The organism is Thioclava sp. NG1 (genome assembly GCF_003122275.1).
Lineage (GTDB): Bacteria > Pseudomonadota > Alphaproteobacteria > Rhodobacterales > Rhodobacteraceae > Thioclava > Thioclava nitratireducens.
Genome location: NZ_QFBB01000002.1, coordinates 436,715 through 461,212, shown reverse-complemented (window position 1 = coordinate 461,212; position 24,498 = coordinate 436,715). Strand labels below are relative to the sequence as shown.

19 protein-coding genes are annotated in these 24,498 nt (G+C 63.9%); 7 read left to right on the top strand and 12 right to left on the bottom strand.

Features of this window, described 5'->3' with window-relative positions; translation table 11 throughout:
* Positions 1-6: 6 nt before the first annotated feature.
* From DEM26_RS05285 to DEM26_RS05260, 6 genes are all read right to left on the bottom strand, one after another.
* A complete protein-coding gene (locus DEM26_RS05285) occupies positions 7-1,233 on the bottom strand; it encodes a glycosyltransferase (protein ID WP_109171870.1) in 1,227 nt (408 codons plus the stop codon).
* Positions 1,230-2,840 (bottom strand): ABC transporter ATP-binding protein, encoded by a 1,611-nt coding sequence (locus DEM26_RS05280; protein WP_088724744.1) that lies wholly within the window; start codon positions 2,838-2,840, stop codon positions 1,230-1,232. The genes DEM26_RS05285 and DEM26_RS05280 overlap by 4 nt, the downstream gene beginning before the upstream one ends.
* Positions 2,837-3,949 carry an ABC transporter permease gene (locus DEM26_RS05275; protein WP_088726952.1) on the bottom strand — a complete coding sequence of 371 codons (1,113 nt, stop codon included), beginning with the start codon at positions 3,947-3,949 and terminating at the stop codon, positions 2,837-2,839. The genes DEM26_RS05280 and DEM26_RS05275 overlap by 4 nt, the downstream gene beginning before the upstream one ends.
* Entirely contained in the window at positions 3,949-5,106 is a 1,158-nt protein-coding gene (locus DEM26_RS05270) for a microcin C ABC transporter permease YejB (protein WP_088721872.1), read from the bottom strand. Before DEM26_RS05270 ends, DEM26_RS05275 begins: the two co-directional genes overlap by 1 nt.
* 32 nt (positions 5,107-5,138) lie before the next feature.
* Entirely contained in the window at positions 5,139-7,055 is a 1,917-nt protein-coding gene (locus tag DEM26_RS05265) for an extracellular solute-binding protein (RefSeq protein ID WP_109171869.1), read from the bottom strand.
* 151 nt (positions 7,056-7,206) lie between these two features.
* Entirely contained in the window at positions 7,207-7,755 is a 549-nt protein-coding gene (locus DEM26_RS05260) for a c-type cytochrome (RefSeq protein WP_075776052.1), read from the bottom strand.
* A 206-nt stretch (positions 7,756-7,961) separates the two neighbouring features.
* Between DEM26_RS05260 and DEM26_RS05255 the strand changes: the two genes are divergently transcribed.
* Positions 7,962-8,819, top strand: a complete 858-nt coding sequence (locus tag DEM26_RS05255) for a prephenate dehydratase (protein WP_088718994.1) — start codon at positions 7,962-7,964, stop codon at positions 8,817-8,819.
* Between the two features lie 12 nt (positions 8,820-8,831).
* Here the strand turns inward: DEM26_RS05255 and DEM26_RS05250 are convergent, their stop codons facing one another.
* On the bottom strand, positions 8,832-9,299 hold the full coding sequence (locus DEM26_RS05250; protein ID WP_075776054.1) for an SRPBCC family protein: 468 nt from the start codon (positions 9,297-9,299) through the stop codon (positions 8,832-8,834).
* Between the two features lie 67 nt (positions 9,300-9,366).
* A complete protein-coding gene (gene nudC, locus DEM26_RS05245; protein WP_109171868.1) occupies positions 9,367-10,398 on the bottom strand; it encodes an NAD(+) diphosphatase in 1,032 nt (343 codons plus the stop codon).
* A 232-nt stretch (positions 10,399-10,630) separates the two neighbouring features.
* On the opposite strand from nudC, the gene DEM26_RS05240 reads away from it, so the two are divergent.
* The 4 genes from DEM26_RS05240 (at position 10,631) to DEM26_RS05225 (ending at position 15,357) form a co-directional block, all read left to right on the top strand.
* Positions 10,631-12,547 carry a 5'-nucleotidase C-terminal domain-containing protein gene (locus DEM26_RS05240; RefSeq protein WP_158275082.1) on the top strand — a complete coding sequence of 639 codons (1,917 nt, stop codon included), beginning with the start codon at positions 10,631-10,633 and terminating at the stop codon, positions 12,545-12,547.
* Between the two features lie 174 nt (positions 12,548-12,721).
* On the top strand, positions 12,722-13,735 hold the full coding sequence (locus DEM26_RS05235) for an ABC transporter substrate-binding protein (RefSeq protein ID WP_109171866.1): 1,014 nt from the start codon (positions 12,722-12,724) through the stop codon (positions 13,733-13,735).
* A gap of 72 nt (positions 13,736-13,807) precedes the next feature.
* Positions 13,808-14,596, top strand: coding sequence for an ABC transporter ATP-binding protein (locus DEM26_RS05230; protein ID WP_109171917.1), 789 nt, complete (start codon positions 13,808-13,810; stop codon positions 14,594-14,596).
* Positions 14,596-15,357: an ABC transporter permease gene (locus DEM26_RS05225; protein WP_109171865.1), complete on the top strand. Its 762-nt coding sequence runs from the start codon at positions 14,596-14,598 to the stop codon at positions 15,355-15,357. Before DEM26_RS05230 ends, DEM26_RS05225 begins: the two co-directional genes overlap by 1 nt.
* A gap of 140 nt (positions 15,358-15,497) precedes the next feature.
* Here the strand turns inward: DEM26_RS05225 and DEM26_RS05220 are convergent, their stop codons facing one another.
* Together DEM26_RS05220 and DEM26_RS05215 are read right to left on the bottom strand one after the other, a co-directional pair.
* The gene (locus DEM26_RS05220; RefSeq protein ID WP_233243026.1) at positions 15,498-18,755 is read right to left on the bottom strand and encodes an efflux RND transporter permease subunit; all 3,258 of its coding nucleotides are present in this window, start codon (positions 18,753-18,755) and stop codon (positions 15,498-15,500) included.
* Positions 18,745-19,734 (bottom strand): efflux RND transporter periplasmic adaptor subunit, encoded by a 990-nt coding sequence (locus DEM26_RS05215; protein ID WP_088719001.1) that lies wholly within the window; start codon positions 19,732-19,734, stop codon positions 18,745-18,747. The genes DEM26_RS05220 and DEM26_RS05215 overlap by 11 nt, the downstream gene beginning before the upstream one ends.
* A gap of 200 nt (positions 19,735-19,934) precedes the next feature.
* Here DEM26_RS05215 and serS point away from each other — a divergent pair, with 200 nt between their 5' ends.
* Positions 19,935-21,224 carry a serine--tRNA ligase gene (serS, locus tag DEM26_RS05210; RefSeq protein WP_075776060.1) on the top strand — a complete coding sequence of 430 codons (1,290 nt, stop codon included), beginning with the start codon at positions 19,935-19,937 and terminating at the stop codon, positions 21,222-21,224.
* A 123-nt stretch (positions 21,225-21,347) separates the two neighbouring features.
* The gene (locus DEM26_RS20320; RefSeq protein WP_158275081.1) at positions 21,348-21,521 is read left to right on the top strand and encodes a hypothetical protein; all 174 of its coding nucleotides are present in this window, start codon (positions 21,348-21,350) and stop codon (positions 21,519-21,521) included.
* 83 nt (positions 21,522-21,604) lie between these two features.
* On the opposite strand, the gene der is transcribed toward DEM26_RS20320, so the two are convergent.
* Positions 21,605-23,119 carry a ribosome biogenesis GTPase Der gene (gene der / locus DEM26_RS05200; protein ID WP_075776062.1) on the bottom strand — a complete coding sequence of 505 codons (1,515 nt, stop codon included), beginning with the start codon at positions 23,117-23,119 and terminating at the stop codon, positions 21,605-21,607.
* A 49-nt stretch (positions 23,120-23,168) separates the two neighbouring features.
* Positions 23,169-24,491 (bottom strand): outer membrane protein assembly factor BamB family protein, encoded by a 1,323-nt coding sequence (locus DEM26_RS05195; RefSeq protein ID WP_075776063.1) that lies wholly within the window; start codon positions 24,489-24,491, stop codon positions 23,169-23,171.
* Positions 24,492-24,498 lie beyond the last annotated feature (7 nt).

The following is a 24,498-nucleotide window of genomic DNA, read 5'->3' as shown; positions in this document are numbered from 1 at the left end:
TCGCGATCAGGCGGTGGCGATCGCGCCCTCGACGAAGGCGATCAGGCGCGGCAGGCAATGGGTGCGCAGATCGTAACGCTCGCACATATGGGCGCGGGCTGCCTCTCGCATCGGGGCGAATTTTTGCGGGGTCGCCAGCCCTTCGGCCAGCGCCTTCGACCAACCGGGAATATCGAAGAAATCCACCAGCCGCCCGGTCTGCCCGTCGGTGATCACCTCGCGCACCGGCGCGGTATCCGAGGCTACGATCGCACATCCGGCGGCCATCGATTCCATCAGCGACCAGCTGAGCACGAAGGGATAGGTCAGATAGGCATGGGTGCGGCTGACATGGAGCATGTCGACGTAATCGCCGTAAGGGATGCGGCCCAGAAAATGCACGCGATTCATATCCAGCCGGTCGCGCACCTCGCCCAAGAATTTCTGTTTCCAGCTTCTGGCATCCTTCGGCGGGCCGCCATAGCTTTGCCCCTCCTCGCCCACGATCAGCACATGCGCCTCGGGCCGCGCCGCAAGCACATCGGGCAGCGCGCGCATGAAGGAGTGATAGCCACGATAGGGCTCGAGCGAGCGGTTCACGAAGGTCAGAACCTCGTCGCCGGGGCGGAAGGTAAGCGTGGTGCCGGGCACGGTGAAATGCGTCTGCGGGTTCGGCGCGAGCCGCGCGCAGTCCACCCCGTCATGGCAGATGGTGAGCTTGGCGCGCAGCTCCGGCGGGAAGGTCTCGGCCTGAAACTCGGTCGGGGCAAGCCCCGCATCGGCCTGTACCATCGACTGGACCAGATGGGCCGAGCGCGCGGTGGTGGAGATCCGGGTCTCGAGGCCGGGCTTCTGGAATTCCGCGTCGAAATCGGTGTCCATCCCGGTCGTGCGATACATCAGCTCGGCATAGACCAGCAGTTTCGCCTCGGGCCAGACCTCGCGCAGGAACAGCGTCTCACCCCAGCCGGAATGGCCGAAGATCACGTCCGGCACATAGCCGTGCCTGTCGCGTAGCTGCCGGGCGGCCAGCGCGACCTTTGCCCCGCGCGCGGCGCTTTCGGCGTAAAGGCGCGTGAGCCGCGAGGACATCTCGACCGGCTCGGGCTTGCGGTATTTCACCACCTTCACCGGCGAGGGGCGCTGGTTCGTCTCGACCGTCAGAGCCAGAACGTCATGCCCGCGCGCGGCCAGAGCCGGTGCCAGATGTACGAACTGGCCCGGGAAGTTCTGGTGAACGAAGAGGATCTTCATGCAATCTCGGGGGTCAGCGAACTCTCCCCCAAAGCGGCCACCATCAGCTGGCGCGTATAGGCGGTCTGCGGATTGGCGAAGACCTCCGCCGCGTTGCCCGCCTCGACGACGTCGCCGCGCTTCATCACCATGATCTTGTGGCTGAGCGCGCGCACCACTCGCAGGTCGTGACTGATGAACAGATAGGCAAGCCCGTGGCGTTTCTGCAGGTCGCGCAGCAGGTCCACGATCTGCACCTGCACCGTCATGTCGAGCGCGGAGGTCGGCTCGTCCAGCACCACCACCTTGGGACGCAGGATCATCGCGCGGGCGATGGCGATCCGCTGGCGCTGCCCGCCCGAGAATTCATGCGGGTAGCGCTCCATCATCGATGGATCGAGCCCGGTTTCCTCCATGATCTCGGCGACCATCTCGCGGCGGTTGCGGCCCGGCTCGACGCCGTGGACGGTCAGACCTTCGCCGATGATCTGCTCTACCGTCATACGCGGCGAGAGCGAGCCGAAGGGATCCTGGAACACGATCTGCATGTCGCGGCGCAGCGCGCGCAGCTTGTTCGCCTGCCAGCTGGAGATGTCCTGGTTCTCGTAGATGATCGGCCCTTCGGAGGGAATGAGCCGCATGATCGCGAGCGCGAGCGTGGTCTTGCCCGAGCCGGATTCGCCCACGATGCCCAGCGTCTCCCCTGCCCTCACCGAAAGCGAGGCGTCGTTCACCGCCTTCACGTGACCGATGGTCTTGCGCAGCAAACCGCGCTGGATCGGGAACCAGATTTTCAGATGCTCGGTCCGCACCAGTTCGGGCGCGTTCTCGGGCACCGGTTCGGCGCGGCCGGTGGGTTCGGCCTCCAGCAGTTTCTTCGTATAGGGGTGCTTGGGATTGGCGAAGATGTCTTCGGTCTTCCCCTGCTCCACGATCTCGCCATGCTGCATGACGCAGACCCGGTCCGCGATGCGGCGCACCACACCGAGGTCGTGGCTGATGAACAGAAGGCTCATCCCCATGTCGCGTTTCAGATCGGCCAGCAGTTCGAGGATCTGCGCCTGAATCGTCACGTCGAGCGCGGTCGTGGGTTCGTCAGCGATCAGCAGGTCCGGCCCATTGGCGAGCGCCATCGCGATCATCACGCGCTGGCGCTGCCCGCCCGAAAGCTGGTGCGGATAGTCCTGCAGCCGGTCTGCCGGGTTCTGTATGCCGACCTTGTCGAGCAAGTCGATGATGCGTTTCTTGGCCTGCTCGCCGGTCACGCCCTGGTGTAGCGCGAGGCTTTCGCCGATCTGCTTTTCCAGCGTGTGCAGCGGATTGAGCGAGGTCATCGGCTCCTGAAAGATGAAGCTGATATCGTTGCCGCGCACCCGCATCAGTTCACGTTCCGAGGCGCCGACCATCTCGCGACCCTCGTAGCGGATCGAGCCTTCGACCTTGGAATTGCCGCCGACCAGCGCCACGGTCGAGAGCGCGGTCACGGATTTGCCCGAGCCGGACTCGCCCACCAGCGCGACGGTCTCGCCCGCGTTCACGGTGAAGCTAACGCCTTTCACGGCCGGGGTGAATTTGCCCTCGGAGCTGAAGGCGACCTTCAGGTTTTCGACCTCGAGAACCGGTTTCATCGGAACACCTTTCTGGGATCGAACGCGTCACGGATGCCCTCGAAGACGAAGACCAGAAGCGAGAGCATGATGGCGAAGGTGAAGAAGGCCGAGAAGGCCAGCCACGGCGCTTGCAGGTGCTGCTTGCCTTGCAGCGCAAGCTCCCCAAGCGACGGCGCGGAGGACGGCAGGCCGTAACCCAGATAGTCGAGCGAGGCGAGCGCACCGATCGCGCCGGTGATGACGAAGGGCAGCATGGTCAGCGTGGCCACCATCGCATTGGGCAGGATGTGGCGGAACATGATCACCCGGTCCGACACCCCGAGCGCCCGAGCAGCGCGGACATATTCGAAATTGCGCGCCCGCAGGAACTCGGCCCGGACGACGCCGACCAGCGCGGGCCAGCCGAAGAGGATCGAGACCATGACAAGGAGCCAGAAACTTCGGCCCAGGATCGCGAAGAGGATGATGATGACGTAGAGCGCGGGCGTGGAGGACCAGATCTCCAGAATACGCTGGAAGAACAGGTCCACCTTGCCACCGAAATAGCCCTGCACGGCGCCCGCCGCGATCCCGATGATCGAGCCGATCCCGGTCACGATCAGCGCGAACAGCACCGAGGTGCGGAAGCCGTAGATCACCCGCGCCAGCACGTCGCGCGCGGTGTCATCCGTGCCCAGCCAGTGATCGGCATCGGGGGCCGAGGGCGCGGTGCCCACATCGTTGATCGTGTTGTAGCTGTAGGGGATCGGCGGCCACAGGAGCCAGCCCTTCTCGATCTTCTCACCATCGACCTTGCCCGTCTTCAGCGCCTCGTTGGCGAAAGCCTTCGGGTCGTCCGCGTCGAAGCAACCCTCGGTGCCGCCGGTCTCGATCAGGCATTGCACGGTCGGGTCGCGATAGATCGCCTCGGTGCGGAAATCGCCGCCGAAGGCGGTCTCGGGGTAGAAGTTGTAGATCGGGAAATACAGCTCGCCGCGGTAGCTGACCACGATGGGTTTGTCGTTCGCGATGAACTCCGCGAACATCGAGGCCACGAACAGGATCGCGAAGATGATCGCCGACCAGAAGGCGCGGCGATTGGCCTTGAAGTTGCGCCAGCGGCGTTGGTTGAGAGGAGACAATGCCATCAGCCGGACCTTTTCTCGAAATCGATCCGCGGGTCAACGAACACATACATCATGTCGGAGATGATGTTCACGACGAGCGAGATCAACCCGAACATGTAGAGCGTGCCGAAGATTACCGGGTAGTCGCGCTCCACTGCCGCCTGGAAGCCCAGCAGCCCCAGACCGTCGAGCGAGAAGATCGTCTCCACGATGATCGAGGCACCGAAGAAGATGCCGAGGAACTGCGCCGGGAAGCCTGCGATCACGATCAGCATCGCGTTGCGGAAGACGTGCCCGTAAAGCACCTTCTTCTCGGCCAAGCCCTTGGCGCGGGCGGTCATCACGTATTGCTTGTTGATCTCGTCGAGGAAGGAGTTCTTCGTCAGCAGCGTCATGGTCGCGAAGCTCGCGATCGTCGTCGCCGTCACCGGCAGCGCGATGTGCCACAGGTAATCGAGCGCCTTGCCGATCATCGTCAGCTGATCGAAATTATCCGACGTCAGGCCACGCAGCGGGAATATCTTGAAATAGCTGCCACCCGCGAACAGCACCATCAGCATCACCGCGAACAGGAACCCCGGGATCGCGTAGCCCACGATGATCGCACCGGAGGTCCAAGTATCGAACGGGGTGCCATCGCGCACCGCTTTGCGGATGCCCAGCGGGATCGAAATGATATAGGCGAGGATCGTCGACCACAGGCCCAGCGTGATCGAGACCGGCATCTTGTCGATCACGAGGTTCACGACGCTCTCGTTGCGGAAGAAACTGTTGCCGAAATCGAAGGTCAGGTAGCCCTTCATCATGATCGCGAAGCGCTGCCAGGCCGGGATCTTCTCCTTGTGGCAGGCCGGGTCCGCCAGATCGGGCGTGCCGGTGAACCCGTCATCGCAGACGATCCGCGCGAAGCCCATCTGCACTTCGAGCTGATTGAGCAGCTCCGGAGAGATGCCGCGCGCCCCCTGATAGCCGCTATCCTCGACGCCGCCCTGGTTCTGCGTGCCCGCATCCCCACCGCCCGAGATGTTGCGCATCGAATCCGCCTCGCCCTGAACGCGGGCAATGACCTGTTCGATCGGCCCGCCGGGGACGAATTGCGTCAGCGTGAAGTTGATGATCATGATTCCCAGCAAGGTGGGGATCACCATCAGCAATCGCCGCAGGATATAGGCGCCCATGACCGGCCCTCTGCTCGTTTATCGGCGGTCGCTCAGAGCGCGCCGCTCGCTTTCAGTTTCTTGGCCTTGTCGGCGTCATACCACCAGAAATCCAGTTCTCCCAGAGCGTAGGGCGGCAGTTTTTCCGGGTGATCGTACATGTCGTAATAGGCGACCGTGTAGGTGGGCTTGAACCACTGCGGCACCCAGAAACGCAGGGCGCGCAGGCTGCGGTCCAGCGCATGGACGCGCGGCAACAGCTCCTCCTCGGTGTTCGCCTCTTCGACCATGCGGATCATCTTGTCGATCGCCGGGTTCTTCAGCCCCATCGCGTTGAACACGTCATCGGTCGAGCCCGAGCCGAAATACTGCTGCAGGTTCGAGCCGGGGATTTCGTCCTGCCCCAGATGGGTGGTGATCATGTCGAAGTCGTGGCTGCGACGGCGGTTTTCATACTCGCTGTCGTCGACGCGGTCCATTCTGGCATCGATGCCGAGCGCGCGCAGGTTCTGCACATAAGGGTTGATGACACGATCGAAGGTCTGGCTGTCGTTGAGGATCGCAACGGTCAGCTTCTCGCCCTTGTCGTTGCGGCGCATCCCGTCGTCGCCGACGGTCCAGCCCGCCTCTTCGAGCAGCTTCGCCGCCTTGCGCATGTTCTTGCGGTCGAGTTGGCGCTTGCCCGAGACCGGCTGGATCACCGCGTCGTCGGTCAGGATGCCGTCAGGCAGATCCTTGGCGAGCGGTTCGAGGATTTTCTTCTCCTCCGCCGAGGGCTTGCCCTGCGCCTGCAGCTTGGAGTTTTCCCAGAAGCTCTCGACCCGATCATAGAGCCCGTAGAAAAGCGTGTCGTTCGACCACTCGAAGTTGAAGACGAGACCGAGCGCCTCGCGCACGCGGATATCGTCGAATTTCGGCTCGCGCAGATTGATCGCGAAGCCCTGCCCAGAGGCGATGTTGCCGTTGGGCAGTTCCGCCTTCACGACCTCGCCCGACTGCATCGCCGGGAAGTCGTAGGCGGTGGCCCAGATGATCGAACTCGCTTCGTTGCGGAAGGTGTAGGTGCCCGATTTGAAGCCCTCGAAGGCCGACTGGTAATCGCCGAAATACTCGACGCGGATCTTGTCGAAATTCGAGCGGCCCTTGTTGATCGGAAGGTCCTTGCCCCAATAGTCGGGATTCCGCTTCCAGGTGATCGCGCGATTGCTTTTGACGCTGTCGAACATGTAGGGGCCCGAGCCGATGAAGGGCACCGGCGAGGTCTGCGACAGGTCGATGTTCTCCTTTTCGAACTGCGCCTTGGAGAAGATCGGCAGCGACGCAACCGATTGGATGATATCGCGGCGCGGGTAATCGGGCTGGAAGTCGAAACGGATGTGCTTGTCGTCGATCGCCTTAGCGGATTTGACCTGCTGGGCGATCACCGCACGGAAAGAGCTCAGCCCCTTGTCGCGCAGCTGCTCGTAGGAGAAGACCACATCCTGCGCAGTCAGCGGCGTGCCGTCGGAGAACTTGATCCCGTCGCGCAGGGTGAAGGTGACCCAATCCTTGCTCGGCGGATATTCGAGGCTTTTACAGAGCAGGCAGTAAAGCTCGCCAACCGTGTCGGCGGTACCTTCCATCAACGACTCCAGCGGCACCGAGGACAGTGCGGCCGCTCGGCCCTGGATCGAATAGGGATTGTAGTTGTCGAAGCCGCCCGGCGCCCATTCCGAAATTTCCCCGCCCTTGGGCGCATCCGGATTGACGTAGTCGAGATGGGCGTAATCGGCGGGATACTTCAGATGCCCCAGCGTCGCGATCCCGTAGGAGGTGATCGTGTCGCTGCCCTGGGTGCTATCCTGTGCATGTGCGCCGAAAGCCAGCCCCGCCCAGATCAGACCCGCTGCAACCAGCCCGCTCAGCGCGCGCGGCGCCACCTGCGTCCAATCCAGATCGATCGCTTTACTCGCCACTCGCGCTTTTGCCATGCACTCCTGCTCCCTGCTCCAAAGCGTTTTCGCGTCTGCCTAGCTAAAAGCCTTAGCGCGCAGGGAGCAAGTTACGAATCTGTAAAGCACGGCGGGAAATGCAAAAGGCCGCCCAAAGAGGCGGCCTTGAGAGATTTCTTGAGGACTTGCCTCAGTTCGAATGCTCTTGCAGGTAGGCAATCACGTCGTTGCGGTCTTCGGGCTTCTTGAGACCGGCGAAGGACATCTTGTTGCCTGGGATGAAGTCTTTCGGGTTGGTCAGCCACTCGTTGAGCGCTTCGAGCGTCCATTCGCCGCCATGGCTCTTGAGCGCGTCCGAATAGGAGTAATCCGCGACCGAAGCGATCGGGCGACCGACCACACCGTCGAGATGCGGGCCGACACCGTTCTTGCCTTCGAGCGAATGGCAGGCCTTGCACTTGCCAAAGATCTTCTCGCCCTTGGCGGCATCGCCAGTGCCCAGTTCGACCTGTGCGACTTGCTCTTCCTTCGCGGCGCCATCGCCTTCTTCCGGCGCGGCCAGTAGATCGCCGGGCGCTGCGGACATCATGTCCTTCATCGCGTGCTCGCTCCCGCCCGAAGCGTCGTGGCTTTCGCCGACGGTGTAGAGCGCGCTCGAGGCCCAGGCCGTAAGCAGGAAGAACAGCAACGCGCCCAGAAACGCGCCCGCCGCCTTGGTGAAGGTCATCGTGTTGAACATGTCTCGTCCCTGATATGCGTCGTCGTCCCGCGCATCTATCCGCACAGGGCCCTTTAGATCAAGCGAACTTTACCAGATGTGATCGGATTTCCGAAGAGTGACCGGGGGATGACGCAGCGTGAGCCCTCTGCGCCCCGGCTCTTCCCTTCCGCGCAGGCACGGGCTAGGCAGGGGCGCGAGACGAGATCAGTGCGGGGGGATTGCCCATGAGCAGCCAAGGACAAACGCCGAGAACCGGACGGATCGCTTTTCAGGGCGAGTTGGGCGCGTATTCGCACCAGGCTTGCCGCGACGCGCGTCCGGACCTCGAACCGGTCCCTTGCCGCACCTTCGAGGACGTGATCGCATCGGTGAAGAAAGGCGACGCCGATCTCGCGATGCTGCCGGTGGAAAACTCCACCTACGGGCGGGTGGCCGACATTCACCGCCTGCTGCCGGAATCGGGGCTGCATATCCTCGACGAGGCCTTCGTGCGCGTGCATATCAGCCTGATGGCCCTGCCCGGCGTGGAGATCGAGGAGCTGGAAAAGGTCCGCGCGCATCTGGTGCTTCTGCCGCAGGCGGCAAGCTTCCTCGCGCGCTACGGAATCCGGGGCGAGGCCGCCGCCGACAGTGCGGGCGCGGCCGCCGAACTCGTGCAGGCGCAGACCCGCAGCGTCGGCGTGCTGGCCTCCGACATGGCCGCCGAAACTTATGGCCTCAATATCCTCGCCCGGCATATCGAGGATCACGCGCATAACACCACGCGCTTCCTGATCATGGGCACCGAGCCCGACACCCGCCCGCGCGGCGAGAAGATGATGACCACTTTCGTCTTCCGGGTGCGCAACATCCCGGCAGCCCTCTACAAAGCAATGGGCGGGTTCGCGACCAATGGCGTGAACATGACCAAGCTCGAAAGCTACATGGTCGGCGGGCATTTCACCGCGACACAGTTCTACGCCGATGTCGAAGGCCATCCCGACGATCCGGCGCTGGCGCGCGCGCTCGAGGAACTGGATTACTTCACCAGTTATCTGGAAATTCTGGGCGTCTACCCGGCCGCACCGGAACGCAAAAGCTGAGGGGGCCGGGCGTCAGGCGATCTTCTCGTGCTGACGCTCGATATCCTGCGCGAATTGCTCGATCCGTTCCTTGAAGCGGCGTTCGAGGTTGCCCTTGCCGAGCTTGGCCGACTGGATCATCAGCCGCGCGCCGAGACTGCGCGGCTTCAACTCCAGCCCCACCTGCAACCGCGTCCGGGTTCGCGACAGATCCGTGAGATCGAAATCCATCACCGCCTCGAAACTGTTCGAAACGCCCTCGTAGACGATCAGTTCCGGCACTTCGAAACGCTTCACATCCGTGATCATCTGGCGCTGCTTGCCACGAAAACGGAAACCGATATCCCAAGACATGCCTGCACCCGGTTCGTTCAGCGTATCGAGCCGTTTCAGCGTGATCCCGCGGCGCATCGCCACCCGCTCGAAGCTCCCGAAATCCGCAAGCCGTCCGAAGACGAAACCGGCGGGCGCGGAAATATCGGTGCGGGTCGACAATTTCATGAGACGAATTCCTCGGATCAGCAGTCAGGGCACCGGGGAGCGGCGCGCCGTGCGCGGCAAACTGGCCTCATTCCAGCCGATCTGCAAGCCACTCGCGCATCAGCCAACCGGCGATCGCGCCCTGGCGTGGCGCGGAGATCTCAGGGTCGCGCCCGGCCACAACCTGCAGCAGACGCTCACGGTTGATCCAGCGTGCATCGGCGATCTCGACCGGGTCGATGGTGATCTCGGTCGTCGTCGCCACGCCGCGACACCCCAGCATCAAAGAGGCCGGGAACGGCCACGGCTGCGAAGCGACGAGAGAGACCTCCCCCACCTCGACGCCGCTTTCCTCGAACACCTCGCGGCGCACGGCGGCCTCGACCGTCTCTCCCGGTTCCATGAAGCCCGCGAGGCAGGAATACATCGTCTCGGGCCAATGCGGGCCGCGCCCCAGCAGGAGCCGGTTGCCGTCGGTGATCAGCATGATCACGACCGGGTCGGTCCGCGGAAAATGGTGCCGCTCACAAACCGGGCAGCGCCGATGCCACCCCGCTTGCTCCGGCTCGCTTTCGGCGCCGCAGGTGGAGCAGAAACGATGCGTCCGGTGCCATTCCACGAGCCCGCGCGCGGTGGCGGCGATCTCCGCCTCGACCGGGCTCAGAAACCCCATCCGGCCACGCAGCTCGGCGAAGACGATATCGTCAGGCAGATCGGGATGGCGCTGCTCGGAGGCGTCGAAGAAGGCCGCCCCGTCGGGTCGTTCACCCTCGGGCTCGAAAGCCGAGACATCGCGGGAAAACAGAGCACACCCGTCGTGGCACCCGAGGAAAATCTCCGGTCCCGGCATCGCCTCGAGCGCCGCCTCGCCCGCGCGCAGAAGGTGCAGCCCTTCGGGCGCGAACAGCGGACGCCCGCGCCAAAGCGCAACCACCCGCGCCGCTTCGCCTGCGCGCAGCTCCGCGAGCCGCTCTGCATCGCCCCGCAGATGGGCCGCCCGCTCGAGCGCACCCGGCGCTTCCGCAAAGGCCAAGCCCCGCGAATCGAGCACGCGTCCTTGAGACAGCCGGGCGGGTTGAGAAATCGGCTTTCGCGCGTCGGCGAGGGAATCGGGCGGCATGAAAAACTCCTGCGGATCGCCCTACCCATGCCACGGGGCGCCAGCCGGAGACCAGTGCCGATCAGGTGACGCGCAAGCCAGAGCCGCCACGTGCCCGGACCTCGCAAACGCGTTACGTCAATTTAAAACTTGGCAAACGACCGACCTCTACTCTAGCTTGCGTGTGGGACACACGACCGCCAAGGGGCGGCATTTAAACGATAAAAGGTCAATTACGGGCCAAGGGGATCACATGGGGAAACTGTCTGACCGGGATTGGCCCGGCCAGTTTTCGGATCAGCGCGTCACACTCGCGCTGAGGGTTCTTGAGACGACCGATCTGCATGGTCAAGCGCGGGGCTACGATTACTTCAATGACCGCCCGGCCCCGCGCAGAGGCTTGGCAGCGCTGGCTTCGGAGATTGCGCAAGCGCGCAGCGAAGCCCCTAATTGCCTGCTGTTCGATTGCGGCGACTTCCTTCAAGGCACGCCCCTGACCCAGCTCTGGAGCGAGCCGGAAGAGACGGCGGACAGCCACGACGGCGAAAATCCGATGATCGCGGCAATGAACGCTTTGGGCTACGACGCGGCCGCGCTTGGAAATCACGAATTCGATTTCGGGCTGGCGTCGCTCGAGCGCGCTCTGGAAACCGCGGATTTTCCCACCGTCTGCGCCAATCTGCATGCCTCGTCGGATACGCCGATCCGGCCTTGGGCGATGATCGAACGCCGCTTTGCCGACAGTCACGGTACCGAGCGACATCTGCGGGTCGCGGTGATTGGCGTGCTGCCGCCGCCCAGCCTTGCGTGGCTCGAGACGCGACCCGAGGCCGAGCTTTCGACCTCCTCACTTCTGGAGGCGATGAAGGCGCAGCTGCGTCTGATCCGTGCAGCCGGGGCCGATCTGGTCGTCGCCCTCGCCCATACGGGGATTTCTCCGCTGCCGCTGGATCAGAACGCGCCGCAAGGCTCGGCCGCCGCCGCCGAGCGGGCGGCAGTCACGATCGCGCAGCTCGACGGGATCGACATCGTGCTGGCTGGGCATGACCACCTGCGCTTTCCCGATCCCTCCCGTCCGAGTTTCGCGGGGATCGATCCGGTTTTGGGCACGCTTCACGGCAAGCCCGCGCTCAACGCCGGGGCCGGCGGGACGCATCTGGGAGTGCTCGATCTCGTTCTGGAAAAACGGAAGGAAGGCTGGGCACTCGCGGCGCACCGGGCGGAGTTGCGCCCAGCGCAGGGCGAGAGCGGGCCGGACAGCGCGGCCGTGCTTGCCTCCTCGGCCCGCGCCCATCGCCGCACGCTCGATCACATCCGCCGCCCCATCGGCACCACCGCGGAGCCGCTGCACAGCTATTTCACCCAGATCGCGCCGGACCGGACACTCGCCCTGACCATCGCGGCGAAACGGCGATATGCCCGCGAAAAGCTCGCTGGACGCCCCGAAGCGGACCTGCCCCTACTCGGCGCTGCGTCGAGCTTCAAATCGGGCGGTACGGCAGGCTCTGCGCATTTCATCGACATCCCTGCCGGCCCGCTGCGGATGAGCCATCTCGACGACATCTACCTGTTCAACAACATGGTCGCCGCGGTCGAACTCAGTGGCGCGGAACTGCGCGACTGGCTCGAACAGGCGGTCTCGATCTACAACCAGCAGCGCGCCGACGGGCGGTTGCGGATGCTCTGCGATTTCGCCTTCGCGAGTTACCATTTCGACGTGATCGCGGGGCTTACCTACGAGATTGACCTGTCGCAGCCACCGCGCTTCCGCCCGGATGGCAGCCTGAACACGGCCGCACGGGGACGCATCCGCGACCTGCGCCACGAGGGTGCCCGCGTCAGTGATACAGACCGGTTCATCGTCGTGAGCAACGATTTCCGTCTCTCCGGCGGCGGCGGGTTCAAGCAGCGGGGTCGTCCCGTCTCCCTCGCTCCGGAGCCGATGCGCGTGCGCGACCTGCTGCTGCAGGAAATCGATGCGCAGCAAGGACCGCTCCGCATCGACGCGCCGCCGATCTGGCGGTTCGCTCCCCTGCCCGGCGCGCGCGCCTTGTATCATACGGGCCCCGGCGCATCGGCCTACCTGTCGGAGCTCGCGCAAGTCGGATTGCAAGCCGAACCCGGACCGGTCGATGCGAACGGGTTCCTTCCACTCGAGATCGCCCTCTGAGGGCGCGCCAATGTAGCGCCCAATTTTCTTGCATTTGCGCAGCACCCCGCACAAAACTTAATCACGGAACCGTGAGCGCCTCGCCTGCTCGCATGGCGCGCGCGGTTTGAGTTTACCCCCGCGCACCGCCGGTCAGGATCGGGGCGAAAACGGATTAACGGAGTGAGGGATATCATGCTGCACATCAAACCGGGACTTTTCGCGGCGCTCGCGCTCGGCCTCTCGGCCACGCTGGCACAGGCCGAAACCAAGATGCCTTTCGCGCTGGACTGGAAATTCGAAGGCCCCTCGGCGCCCTATTTCCTCGCTATCGACGAGGGGTTCTACGGCGAGGCCCGGCTGGAGGTCGAAATCTCCGAGGGCAAGGGCTCGCTCGACGCGATCCCGAAAGTGGCAACCGGCGCCTATCCGGTGGGCTTCGCCGATATCAACTCACTGATGAAATTCCTCGACCAGAACCCCGGCGCGCCCGTCACCGCCGTAATGATGGTCTATGACAAGCCGCCCTTCGCGGTGGTCGGCCGCAAGTCGCAGGGCGTGAACGAGCCCAAAGACCTCGAAGGCAAAGTGCTGGGCGCGCCGCCCCCGGATGGCGCCTGGGCACAGTTCCCGATCTTCGCCAAGGAAGCCAGCCTCGACATGGACAAGATCAAGGTCGAACCGGTCGGCTTCCCAACGCGCGAGCCGATGCTAACCGAGGGCAAGGTCGATGCAGTCACCGGCTTCTCCTTCTCCTCGACGCTCAATCTCAAGCGTCTGGGCGTGGGCATGGAGGACCAGTCGGTGCTGCTGATGGCCGATTACGGCGTGGCGCTTTACGGCAACGCGATCATCGTGAACACGGATTACGCGAAGGCGCATCCCGAAGAGATTACCGGCTTCATCAAGGCGACCGCCGAGGGCTGGAAAGCCGCCGTGGCCGATCCGGGCAAGGCCGTGGACGCGCTTCTCAAGCGCAACCCAGCCGCCGACAAGGATCTGGAGACCGAGCGACTTCAAATGGCAATCGATGCCAATGTCCTGACCGATTACGTCAAGGAAAACGGTATGGGCGGGATCGACGCGGACCGGATGGCCACCGCGATCGAGCAGACGAAAACCGTCTACGAGTTCCAGAACGCGCCCGATGCGGCTCTCTATTTCGACAGCGCGTACCTGCCCGACGCGGCAGAGCGGAAGATCGACTGACCCGACATCCTGCAGGGGCGGGCGCCGCGGATGCACCCGCCCCTATTCTCTGCCTTCTCGCGCCGGACCCTCATGGAAAATCTCATCGACATTCGCGGCGTGACCCACGCCTATCAAACCAAGCATGGCCCCCTGCCCGTGCTCGACCAACTGGACATCCGCGTACCGCAGGGCGAGTTCTGCGCCGTGGTCGGCCCCTCGGGCTGCGGCAAATCCACCCTCACTCGTCTGGTGGCGGGGCTGATGAAACCCGACCGCGGCGAGGTCTGGCTTCATGGCGAGAAGGTCACCAGCCCGCGCAAGACCGTCGGCATGGCGTTCCAGAACCCGGTGATGCTGGAATGGCGCTCGATTATCGAGAACGTGATGCTGCCTCTGGAGATCGTGGCTCCGGGCATGGCGAAATCCGAGAAGGCCGCGCGCGCCGAGCACTTGCTGGAGATGGTGGGCCTGAAGGGGTTCGAGACCAAGCGCCCGTCGGAACTGTCCGGTGGGATGCGCCAGCGCGCCTCGCTCTGTCGCGCCATCGTGCACAAGCCGGATGTGCTGATCATGGACGAGCCCTTTGGCGCGCTCGACAATTTCACCCGCGAGGATCTGTGGCAGACGATGCGCGAACTGCGCGCCGCCGAGCCTTTCACCGCCGTACTGATCACCCATGACCTGCGCGAGAGCGTGTTCCTCGGCGATCAGGTCATCGTCCTCTCGGGCCGCCCGGCGCATACGCAATACGTGCTGGATGTGGACCTGCCGAAGGATCGCACGATCGACGTTCTCTACGAGCCGAAAGCCGTCGAGATGCTGCATCTCCTGCGCGACCAAATCCGGATCGCTCAGGGCCGCGACGCGGGGGTACACTGATGGACGCCAAGAAAATCTTCACCCCGATCCTGTCGATCGTCGCTTTCCTCGCGATCTGGGAATTCATCGTCTGGGCGAATGGCTGGCCGAACTACGTCATGGCCTCGCCGTCGGACCTGCCCGCCGCCTATATGCGCTACTGGAACCTGTTCCTGATCGATAGCTGGCAGACGCTATGGCGGACGGTAGCAGGGCTTGCGATCTCGATCGTGTTTGGCACCTTCCTCGGCATGCTCATGGGCTTTTCGCGCACCGCGCGCGATGCACTTTATCCGCTTCTGGTGGGCTTCAATGCGGTGCCGAAGGCGACAGTCGTGCCGGTACTGGCGCTGCTGTTCATCGGCGCGCATGACTTCAACACCGTGCTTATGGCCTTCATGATCTCCTTCTTCCCGATCGCCGTGTCAGTAGGGATCGGCCTGTCCACGCTGGAGCCCGAATATCGCGATATCCTCGGCGCGCTGGGGGCCTCGAAATTCACCATCTTCCGCAAGATCGCCCTGCCCAAAACCCTGCCCGAGTTCTTCGGCGCGTTGAAAGTCTCGGTGACACTGGCCTTCATCGGCACCAACCTCGTCGAGATCATCTCGCCCCACGGCAAGGGCCTCGGCGCGCTGTTCCTGTCGGGCCAGACCAACGGGGATTACCCGCTGATGTTCGCAGTGCTGATCGCCTTGGCCTTCCTCGGAATCCTTCTCTATTACGCCGTCGTCGCCCTGGAGAAAGTCTTCGCAGGTTGGGCCGAACGGCAGCCGGAGTAAGGGGCGCTGCCCCTTCTGGCTTCGCCATTCTTCCCCGGGATATATCTGCGAAGGAAAAGGGGGCGCGTCGACCGCGCAAAGAATACCGCCCGCACGAGAGAAACGTGCGGGCGGTTTTGCGTTTCAGGTCAGTGACCGGATCAGGTCTTGAAGATCCGGTAGATCGCCGGGATCACGAGCACCGTCAGCAGGGTCGAGCTGAGCAGGCCGAACAGCAGCGAGATCGCGAGACCCTGGAAGATCGGGTCGGCCAAAATCACCACCGCACCGATCATCGCCGCGATCGCGGTCAGCAGGATCGGCTTGAAGCGGATGGCGCCCGCCTCGATCAGTACCTCGATCGGCGATTTGCCCTCATGGCTGCCGTGGCGGATGAAGTCCACGAGCAGGATCGAGTTACGCACGATGATCCCTGCCAGCGCGATGAAGCCGATCATCGACGTGGCCGAGAATGGCGCGTGGAAGATCCAGTGGCCCAACATGATACCGAGGAAGGTCAGCGGCACCGGCGTCAGGATCACCAGCGGTAGCCGGAACGAGCCGAACTGCGCGACGACGAGGATGTAGATCCCAAGCAGCGCCACGGCGAAGGCTGCGCCCATGTCGCGGAAGGTCACCCAGGTCACCTCCCATTCGCCGTCCCACAGAAGCGTCACGTGGCTCTCGTCCTGCGGCTGGCCATGCAGCGACACGACAGGCTTCTCGCCTTTCGGCCAATCCATGTTGTTGATCGCGTCATCGACGGCAAGCATCCCGTAGAGCGGAGCCTCGAACTTGCCGGCGAGTTCCGCGGTGACCATCTCGGCCTCGCGCCCGTTATGGCGGAAGATCGGATAGGACGCCTTCTCCTTGTCGACGCTGACCACGTCGCCAAGCTCCACGACGCCGCGCGCGCCGGGCAGGACGTTGGCCGGGATCGGCGTCGAGAGCGTTTCCTCGTTCATCACCTTGTTCGATTTCGAACGCTCCATCACGATCGGGATCGGCTGGCGCTCCTGCCCGCGATGGGAATAGCCCACGGTGGTCGAACCGTTCAGCATCCCGAGCGTGTCCCAGACATCGCCTTCGGAGACCGAATAGAACTCCAGATCGTCGGAATTGACCGTGGCGCGCAGCTTGTCGGGCTGGATGCCGAAGCTGTTATCCACGTCGACGATATAGGGCACCTGCTTGAAGGCGTCCTCGATCCGGCGGGCCGCGTCACGGCGCGCCTCGGGCGTGGGGCCATAGACCTCGGCCAGAAGCGTCGCGATCACCGGCGGACCGGGCGGCGGTTCGACCGTCTTCAGGCTCGCGCCTTCGGGCAGCTTGATCGCCTTGATCTTGTCGCGGATCTCCAGAGCGATCTCGTGGCTGGTGCGATCGCGTTCCCCTTTCGGCGCGAGTTGAAGTTCGACATCGCCCTGATTGGGCTGCGCACGCAGGTAGTAGTGGCGCACCAGCCCGTTGAAGTTGAACGGCGCGGAGGTACCCGCATGGGTTTGCACCGAGAGCACCTCGGGCAGTTTGGTCACGATCTCGGCCACCTGCTGGGCGACCGCATCCGTACCCTCGACCGAGGTGCCCGCAGGCATATCGACCACGACCGAGAGTTCGGACTTGTTGTCGAAGGGCAGCAGCTTCACCGTGACATGCTTGGTGTAGAGAAGCCCCAGCGAGCCGAAGGACAGCACCGACACCACCAGCAGGAACAGCCCCGAGCGCGCTTTCGTTTTCAGGATCGGGCGCGCCACGACGCTGTACATCCGGCCGAGCCTGCCGCCGGCATGTTCACCGCCATAGGTGTCGTCATCGCCGTGATGGCCATGCAGCTGCGCCTTGCCCGCGACCTTCACCATCAGCCACGGGGTGATGATCACCGCCACGAAGAAGGAGAAGATCATCGCCGCCGAGGCCACCGCCGGGATGGGCGACATGTAAGGCCCCATCAGTCCCGACACGAACAGCATCGGCAGCAGCGCGGCCACAACGGTCAGGGTTGCGACAATGGTGGGGTTGCCTACTTCGGCAACGGCCTCGATCGCCTTGGTCACGCGCGAGCCGGGCGTTTTCATCGCCCAATGTCGCGCGATATTCTCGATCACCACGATGGCGTCATCGACGAGGATACCGATCGCGAAGATCAGCGCGAAAAGCGACACGCGGTTGAGGGTGAAGCCCATGATATAGGCGGCAAACAGCGTCAGCAGGATCGTCACCGGGATCACCACCGCCACCACGATGGATTCGCGCCAGCCGATCGCCAGCAGCACCAGACCCACGATAGAGATCGTCGCGAGGCCAAGGTGGAACAGCAGCTCGTTTGCCTTCTCGTTCGCTGTCTCGCCATAGTCGCGGGTGACCTTCACCTCGACATTATCGGGGATCAGCTGGCCATGCAGCTCGTGGATGCGGTCGAGGATATGCTCGGCCACGACCACGGCGTTGGATCCCGCCCGCTTGGCGATGGCGAGGGTGACGGCCGGCGTGCGCTCGATCTTGCCGTCCGCGTCGCGCTGGACGTTCGAGACGATATGATCCGAGGCATCGGGCACGTAGGAGACCTTCGCGACATCGGCGACATAGACGGGGCGATTGTCGCGGGTGGTTAGCAGGAGCCCCGCGATCTCGGAAGGCGCGGTCAGCGTCTCGCCAGCCGAGAGGCTGATCTGCTTGCCCTCATGGCGGATATTGCCGGTGTTGAAAGCGCGGTTCGCCTGCGTGACCTTGTTCGACAGCTGCTGCAGCGTGACCCCGTAGAGCGCGAGCTTGTCGGGCTCGGGCTCGATACGGATCTCGCTCGTTGCGTCGCCCACCAGATAGGTCAGGCCGACATTCTCGATTTTCGTGACCTCGGTCTGCAATTCGCGCGCGACGCGGGTGAGTTCATCGCTGTCGACCTGCGCGCCGTCCTTGCCGGTCAGCGTCAGCGAGACGATCGCCACATCGTCGATCCCGCGACCCACGATCACCGGATCGGGGATACCCTTTGGGATCCTGTCCATGTTGGCGCGGACTTTTTCATGCACGCGCAGGATGGCGGCATCCGACGAGGTGCCGACCTTGAAGCGCGCCATCACCAGCGAATAATCGTCCTGAGTGCGCGAATAGACGTGTTCGACCTCGTTGATTCCCTGCACGATGGTTTCCATCGGCTCGGTCACCAGCTTCATCGCGTCCTGCGCCTTCAGACCCGGGGCCTGCAGGTGGATATCCACCATCGGCACGGAGATCTGCGGCTCTTCCTCGCGCGGCAGAGAGATCAGCGCGACCAGACCGACCGCCACGGCGGCGAGGATCATCAGCGGCGTCAGCGCCGAGCGGATGAAGGATTTCGTCAGACCGCCCGCGATACCCAGCTTGCCGTGGATTTCGTCGTCCTCGGGCATCTCCGGCCCGGTGCCTTGGTTATTGCTCATCGTTCGGCACCACCGTGTCGCCGGCGTTCAGACCGGTAAGAACTTCGACCATGTCCTTGCCATCGCTCGTGACATGCACCCCCGGCACGACCGTACGCAGATAGGTGCCCCCCTCTTCCTTCACGCGGACAAAATCGAGCCCCGTGCGGTTGAAGACGTATCCCTGCGGCACGAGAAGCGCCTCTCGCTCGCCCATCGGCAGCTTCACCAGAAGCCGCGCGCCGACGAAGCGCGAATCCAGATCGGGCACTTCCACATCGGCCTGCACCCGGCCACCCTCGATCTCGGGGTAAATCTTGGCGAGCTTGCCCTCGATCTCCTTCCCGTCGGGATCGGTGATCAGGATCGTGTCGCCGGTGTGCAGCGTGTCGGCGTGGCGCTCGGGGATCGACAGACGCAGGAAAAACCCGCCGCCGCCGATCGTCGCGATCGTCTCGCCGCCCATGATGACGGCATCCTTGGTGACCGGAACGGTCACGACCTTGCCGTCGATCGGCGCCGTAACGGTGCCGAATTCCTGCTGCTGCTCATAGACCTTGCGCTGCGCTTTCTGCGCCGCGATCTGGCCTTCGTAGACATTCACCTGCGTCTGCAACTGATCGACATTCTGCGAAGTCGACACGCCGCGGGCCTGCAATTCCTGCCCGCGCTTGAGCTCGGTCTTGGCATTCTCCAGCTGCGCTTCGAGCGCATTGATCTGCGCATCAACCGCGCCGATCTGATAATCGAGCGTCTGGTCGGTGATCTTGCCGATCTCCTGACCGGCTTTCACCTCGTCGCCCTCGGTCACGTCCAGCGCGGTGATCGTGCCGGAAATCCGTGCACGTGCCGCGATCGTGTTCTTCGCCTCGACCTGCCCATAGACAGATTTCCAATCGGTCACGACCTGCGGTTCGACCGTGATCGCCCCGTCCTGCGCCAGCGCGATTCCCGGCAGGATCAACGCGGCGAATGCCAATGGCAGAAGCTTCAACGTCATCTCGGGTTCCCTTCCCTTACCGGCGCGCCCCTGCGCCTGCGGATTTATATTCCGGTTATTGAATATGTATTCACCCGACAGAATACAAGCACCGCACAGTTTCTATTGCCTTGACCTGTGTCATGGCCGCATCGCCGGGGGTTTTCGCTTTCACTTTCATGCGCTAAAGCCGTTCCCGCAACAGTCTTGGAGATGGTGAGATGCACGATATCCGCGCAATCCGCGAAAACCCCGAAGAATTCGACGCGCAACTGGCGCGGCGCGGGCTCTCGCCGCTCTCGCGCGAGATTCTCGCAATGGACGAAGCACGCCGCACGGCGATCCACGCAGCCGAGACCGCGAAAGCCGATCAGAACGCCGCGTCGAAGCAGGTCGGCGCCGCGAAAGCGAAGGGCGACGAAGCCGAGTTCGAGCGCCTGCGCGCGCTGGTGGCCGAGAAGAAGGCCGAAGTGGCGCAGATGCAGACCGAGGCGGGCGAGCTTGACGCGAAGGTCCGCGATTTGCTGATGACGATCCCGAACCTGCCGCTGGCCGACGTGCCCACCGGCGCGGACGAAGACGAGAATGTCGAGGTCAGCCGCTGGGGCACGCCGCGCGCGTTCGCCTTCGACCCGAAAGAGCATTTCGAGCTGTCCGCCGTGGGTGGCGAGATGGATTTCGAGACGGCGGCGAAGCTGTCGGGCTCGCGCTTCGTTGTACTCAAGGGCGGAGTCGCCCGCGTCCACCGGGCGCTCGCGCAATTCATGCTCGACCTGCATGTCGACAAACACGGGCTGTCCGAGAACATCACCCCCGTGCTGGTGCGCGACGAGGCGATGATGGGCACCGGCCAACTCCCGAAATTCGCCGAGGACAGCTATCAGACCACCAACGGCTGGTGGCTGATCCCCACCGCCGAGGTCACTCTGACGAACTACGCCAATGGCGAGGTGATGGAGGCCTCCGCCCTGCCCCAGCGCATGTGCGCCCATACCAACTGCTTCCGTTCGGAGGCCGGCTCCGCAGGCAAGGATACCTCGGGCATGCTGCGTCAGCACCAGTTCGAGAAAGTCGAGATGGTCACGCTCTGCACCCCCGAGACCGCCATCGACGAGCACGAGCGCATGACCAAATGCGCCGAGGCGGTGCTGGAGGCGCTGGAACTGCCCTATCGCCGCATCGTGCTCTGCACCGGCGACATGGGGTTCGGCGCGCAGAAAACTTACGATCTCGAGGTCTGGCTTCCGGGGCAGAACACCTATCGCGAAATCTCCTCGGTCTCCACCTGCGGCACCTTCCAGGCGCGGCGGATGAACGGGCGCTACAAGCCCGAAGGCGGCGGCAAGCCCGAGTTCATCGCGACGCTCAACGGCTCGGGCCTCGCGGTCGGGCGCTGCCTGATCGCGGTGCTGGAGAACGGTCAGGAAGAGGACGGCTCGGTCACCCTGCCCGCCTGCCTGCACCCTTATCTGGGCGGCAAGACGCGGCTGGTGGACGGGAAACTGGTCTGACGCTGCGACGCGGCGACGCGAGACTCGGGGCGGGAACGTTGTTAACGTTTCCGTGTACGAAGTGAGTCGCAGGGGAAACTGCATATGTCGGTAACGATCACGCGTAAGCGGGACAGCGTCTTGATGACCCGCATCCTTGAGATCGGCGAGGACCAGATCCCCGAGCAGATCATTGCGATGCGTCGGGAAAAGACGCTCTCGAAACTGATGGCGGAGATCAATGCGGGTGCGCTCTCGGGCTCGACCGAAGAGCGCGCGCGGGCCCAAGCGGCACTCGATCGGCTGGGCTTTCTCTAAGCCGCGTCCACATCTCCCGAATTAGAAACGCCCGCCGGAGTCTCGATATCCTCCGGCGGGCGTTTTCATTCCAGCTCAGTCGCTCACTCGCCCTTCTTCGCCTCGCGCGCTTTACGCGCCGATTCTTTGTGGGCGGAGCGCTTCTTCGCATCGACGTGCTTTTTCAGACGCGACGGGATCGACTTCTTGCGATCCTTGTAAGGGTTCGTCTTGCCCTGATCGCGCATGTAGAGGCGGATCGGCGTGCCCGGCATGTCGAAGCTCTCGCGCAGGCCGTTGATCAGGTAACGCTCGTAGCTCTCCGGGATCTTGTCGGTATGGGTCGATTTCACCACGAAGCCCGGCGGACGGGTCTTCGCCTGGGTTATGTAGCGCAGCTTGATCCGGCGACCGCCGGGCGCGGGTGGCGGGTGCGCCTCGGTCATCGCGGTCAGCCAGTTGTTCAGCTTCGCGGTCGGCACGCGGCGGTTCCAGACCTCATGGGCCTTCAGGATCGCATTGTGCAGCCGGTCGAGTCCCTTGCCGGTCTTGGCCGAGACGGTCACCAGCGGCGCGCCCTTGAGCTGCGGCAGCAGGCGTTCGAACGCTTCGCGCAGTTCCTTCAGCTTCTCGGGCTTGTCTTCTTCGAGATCCCACTTGTTCGCGGCGACCACGACCGCACGGCCCTCGGTCTCGGCGAAATCGGCGATCCGGAGATCCTGCGTCTCGAACGGAATATTGACGTCGAGCAGCACCACGACCACCTCGGCGAAGCGCACGGCGCGCAACCCATCGGCCACGCTCAGCTTCTCGACCTTGTCGGTGACGCGCGCCTTCTTGCGCATCCCCGCCGTGTCCCAGATCCGCATCGGCGTGCCCATGAAATCGGCGGTGACCGAGATCGCATCACGGGTGATGCCTGCCTCGGGGCCGGTCAGCAGGCGGTCTTCGTTCAGAATCTTGTTGATCAGTGTAGACTTGCCCGCATTGGGGCGTCCGATCACGGCAAGCTGCAGCGGTTTCGTGGCGGAGGGCGGCTGGTAGGCAGGAATGTCGCCTTCCTCAAGCTCCTCGTCGATGACCACATCCGTGACCGGCGCGTTGGCGGCATTGCGCTCGGCGAATTCGTCCGCCAGCGGCACCAGCGCGGTGTAAAGATCGTCCAAACCTTCGCCATGCTCGGCCGAGATCCGCAGCGGCTCGCCGAGACCAAGGCTCCATGCCTCCATCGCGCCGGCATCGCCTGCCGCCCCTTCGGCCTTGTTGGCCGCGAGGATCACGTTGGCGTTCTTCTTGCGCAGGATATCGGCGAAAATCTCGTCGGCCGGCGTCACGCCCACGCGTGCGTCGACCATGAACAGGCAGATATCGGCCTCTTCGACGGCGCGTTCAGTCAGGCGCCGCATACGGCCCTGAAGGCTGTCGTCTTCGGCCAGTTCCAGACCGGCCGAGTCGATCACGATGAAACGCAGATCTCCCAGACGCGCATCGCCCTCGCGAAGGTCACGCGTGACGCCGGGCATGTTGTCGACAAGCGCCAGTCGCTTGCCGACAAGCCGGTTGAACAGCGTCGATTTTCCGACATTTGGGCGGCCCACGATGGCCAGGGTAAAGCTCATGATGCCCTCCTTGGGCGGTCGTAAGCGGCCCCCTTACACCCTAAAGGGCTCACTGAAAAGCGTGCAGTTTCCCATCGCCGCCGACGACGTAGAGGGTGCGCCCCGCCACGACCGGATCGGTCGCAGCCCCGCCCGGGATCTTCGCCTGGCCGATGAGGCTGCCGTCGATCGGGCTGAACACGCGCAGAACGCCGTCGGAAGACGCGACGAACAGCTTGTTGCCGGCAAGAACGGGCCCGTAGCTCGCGACGATGTCGCGCTGACGCTTCGGCTTGTCCTTGGTGTAGTACGGCAGATCCTTCGACCAGATCTGATCGCCGGTCTTGGCATCAAGCCGCACGATCTTGCCCTGATCCGAAACGAGGAAGATCGAGCCGCCCGCAACCTGCACGGGGCTGTTGGCCCCTTCGGTCGCGGTCCAGATACGATCGCCGGAATTCACGTCGAAGGCCGCCAGCTTGCCCGCCGAGGAGCCCGCGTAGACGGTATCGCCCACCACGACCGGATCGCCCGTCAGATCGACGATATTGGCATAGCCCACGCCCGGACGTGCGCCCGGCACTTTGGAGTTCCACATCTGCATCCCGCTTTGCGGCAGAACGCCGCTCAGGAAGCCCGAGGAGAACGGGAAAATCACCATGCGGTCGGTCACCGCGGGCGAGGAGACGCCGGTCATGCCCGAAGCGGACGGCGCACCCGGCACCTGCCAGATTTCCTTGCCGTCGCTGGCGCGGATCGCCCAGGCCGAGGAGTCGCGGGCGACCACGTAGACCACGCCATTCTTCACGGTCGGCGCACCGCCGATGCCTGCGTCGAAATATTGCCGCCACTTGATGCCGCCGGTGGCCGCGTCGATCGCGACGAGCTCGGCGAAATCGGACGTCACGTAGACCGTGCCGTTGGCATAGGCGATCCCGCCGCCCGAGGCGTCGCCCTCGCGGTCGCCGGGCGGCGTGATGTCGGCCTGCCAGACGCGCCCGCCATTCGTCGCGGTTGCGGTGACGCGGGCCTGGCTGTCTAGGGTGTAAATCTTGCCACCGCCCACGATCGGATCGGCGGTGATGCGGTAGCGGCGCGCATTGCCCGCACCAATATCGGCGGACCAGACCGGCGTCGTGCCGTTTCCGATCGCCGCGTTGAACAGGCTATGGGTCGCCGAACCCGCACGTTGCGGCCATTCTGCATTGCTCACCTGACGTGGAAGCGAGATCGGCAGCGACTGCTGGGCGGGCGCATCAGCCAGCGGCAGCCCTTCTTCGGCGCGCAGCGCGTCGCGGGGCGAGAGACGCTCGCCGGGGAGGATGGTTTCCTTGGTACAGCCTGCCACGAAAGCCGCCACACTCAGCACGCAGATCGTCTTGCTCAGCTTCACGCCTGTT